This is a genomic window from Kitasatospora sp. MY 5-36 (assembly GCF_001182915.1).
In the GTDB taxonomy this organism is placed as follows: domain Bacteria; phylum Actinomycetota; class Actinomycetes; order Streptomycetales; family Streptomycetaceae; genus Kitasatospora.
Map to the genome: position 1 here is coordinate 1 of NZ_LFVW01001066.1, position 2,138 is coordinate 2,138.

The 2,138-nt window shown below is 70.6% G+C and carries 2 protein-coding genes; both read right to left on the reverse strand.

Annotated elements, in window-relative coordinates; genetic code table 11:
* Positions 1-132: 132 nt before the first annotated feature.
* Positions 133-1,092 (reverse strand): hypothetical protein, encoded by a 960-nt coding sequence (locus AE652_RS40110; RefSeq protein WP_159028709.1) that lies wholly within the window; start codon positions 1,090-1,092, stop codon positions 133-135.
* Between the two features lie 21 nt (positions 1,093-1,113).
* Entirely contained in the window at positions 1,114-1,917 is an 804-nt protein-coding gene (locus tag AE652_RS40115; RefSeq protein WP_049660655.1) for a serine hydrolase, read from the reverse strand.
* Between the last annotated feature and the right edge of the window lie 221 nt (positions 1,918-2,138).

The following is a 2,138-nucleotide window of genomic DNA, read 5'->3' on the forward strand; positions in this document are numbered from 1 at the left end:
CCCAGCCCCACCGCCCTCCCCACCCACACCCCCACCGCCCGCCGCATCTACGTCGCCACCATCTCCGGCGGCCTCCCCGGCGCCGCCGACATCTACATCCGCGCCACCGGCTGACCCTGGCCGGGCGCCGGGTCAGGCCACGTGTCGGTCGATGGTGAAGGCCATGACGCTGCCGGGTTGGAGCGGGAACGGGAGCTGGATCAGCCCGGCGGTGTTGTTGAACGGCGCGGGGAAGGTGGCCCGGACGCTCGCACCGTGGGCGGCCCCGAGCGCGCTGATCTCCGACGCGTTCACGCTCAGGCGGGTCGGCCGGAGCGCGGGATCAACGGTGAGCCGGTACTCGGCATCGGTGACATGGCGGAACACCTGGGCCTGCACGCGAATCCGTCGGTCGTTTCCCACGAACTTGCGTGCCGTGACGCTCAGCTCCACCAGGTGGCCCGCGGTGGCCTGAACCTCGCGCGGTACCGGGAAGTGTTCGACCCTGGCGCGTCCGCCGACGACGTCCTCGTGCGTGGCGGGCGCGCGTTCCAGTTCGCGGTTGTCGACCCGGACCGTGCCGACCGTGAAGACTTCCGGGTCGTCCGGATCCAGGTTGTCGTCGATCATCCACCGGAGCAGGCACTCGGGCCCGGTGAAGCCGTCCAGGCCGGCGTCGTCGTTGGAGGCGAGGCAGGCGATCGTCACCGTTCCGGGCAGGGCCTCGATCCGGTAGGAGATCCGGAAGCTCTGGTAGAGGTAGTCCGGATGGGCGTCGCCGTTTGGTGCGGGCGAGAGCAGGCAGTCGTAGCGGTAGGCGGACAGCGCTCCGGCGAACAGCGGGTCGCGCACCGGACCGAGGACGTCCTGCATGCCGCGAAGTACGGCGCTGTCCACCTGTTCCGTGGTCTCCCGTACGGTGAGGGAGCCGATCGCGAGGGTGACGGCCGCCGCCGACACGAAGGCGCCGCCGATGAGGCTGAGGACGGTGGCGAGGACCTGCTGGTGGGTCATCAGTGCCGCGGTCACCACGCAGACCAGCCCCACCGTCAATGCGAGGGTGTTGATCAGCGCGAGGATCTTGCGCAGTTGTCGTTCACGAGGCAAGGCCACGCGCCACCCCCGTGGGCCGCGTCAGAGCGCCGACCCCTCTGTGATGATCCGGACGATGCGTTCGGAGACCTCCCCGATCTCCTGTGCCGTACGAATGTTGTCCGCCTGCCCCTCGGTCAGAAAGACCATGGCGACGCGGTGTACGGGATGCAGGACGATGCCCGCGTCGTTCACGATGCCGCGCAGGCTTCCGGTCTTGTGCCGGACCGGGACGTCGTCGTCCAGGCGGGACGGAATCCGGTCGTTGCGCAGGTAGTTGACCAGGTAGCGGCGGACCGGCTCGAGGTGGGGCGTCCGGTCGATGTACTCGACCAGCCTCAGCATGTCCTCGGCGGTCGTGGTGTTGGCCCGGCCGAGCGGACCGAGTTCCCGCTCGGAGAACCCGGCAGGGAAGGTCGTGCTGTGCAGTCCGACGGCCTTGATCGTGGCGTCGATCCGCTCCTGGCCCAGGACGGCGCGTACGTGCTCGGCTGCCGGATTGTCGCTGGTCACCAGGGCGAACCCGCACAACTCCCGTACGGTGACGGTCGAATCGGGGTCGAGGGCCTGCAGCACACTCGGGTACATCGTGCCCGGGAGGGCCCCGATCCGGACGCGCTCATCGGGGTCGAGCTCGCCGCGTTCGGCCGAGTCGAAGAGGGCCACCCCGAGGATCATCTTGGTCAGGCTCGCCGCAGGAAGCACCAGGTCCGCCCGGTGGGCGACGGTGAGCCGGGGGCCGTCGAGCGTCTTCACCAGGACGCTGCGCACGCCTGTGCCGCCGGCCGTCGTGAACGCTTCGATCTGTGCGGCGATCGCGGAGTGCAATCCGTCGGAATCGACCATCGGGCAGTCCCCTTCCTCCCGCTCTGGTCGAGTCGGGCCAACGGCTCCCTACCCGCACGGGAGCGCCGTACGCCCCGGTCCGGAGACCGGGCGGGGCCGAGAGGCCGGGAACGGCCGAACGCCCGCAGGCGGGTAGCCGGCGGGCGTTCGGGAGGGGTTGGTCAGCGGGCGGCGGTGGCCGGTTCGGGGCGGGGGGTGGGGGGCTCGGCCGCGGCTGTGGA

Excerpts from the sequence above, each read along its gene's own strand:
- AE652_RS40115 (WP_049660655.1), bottom strand. The coding sequence starts at position 1,917 with ATGGTCGATTCCGACGGATTGCACTCCGCGATCGCCGCACAGATCGAA.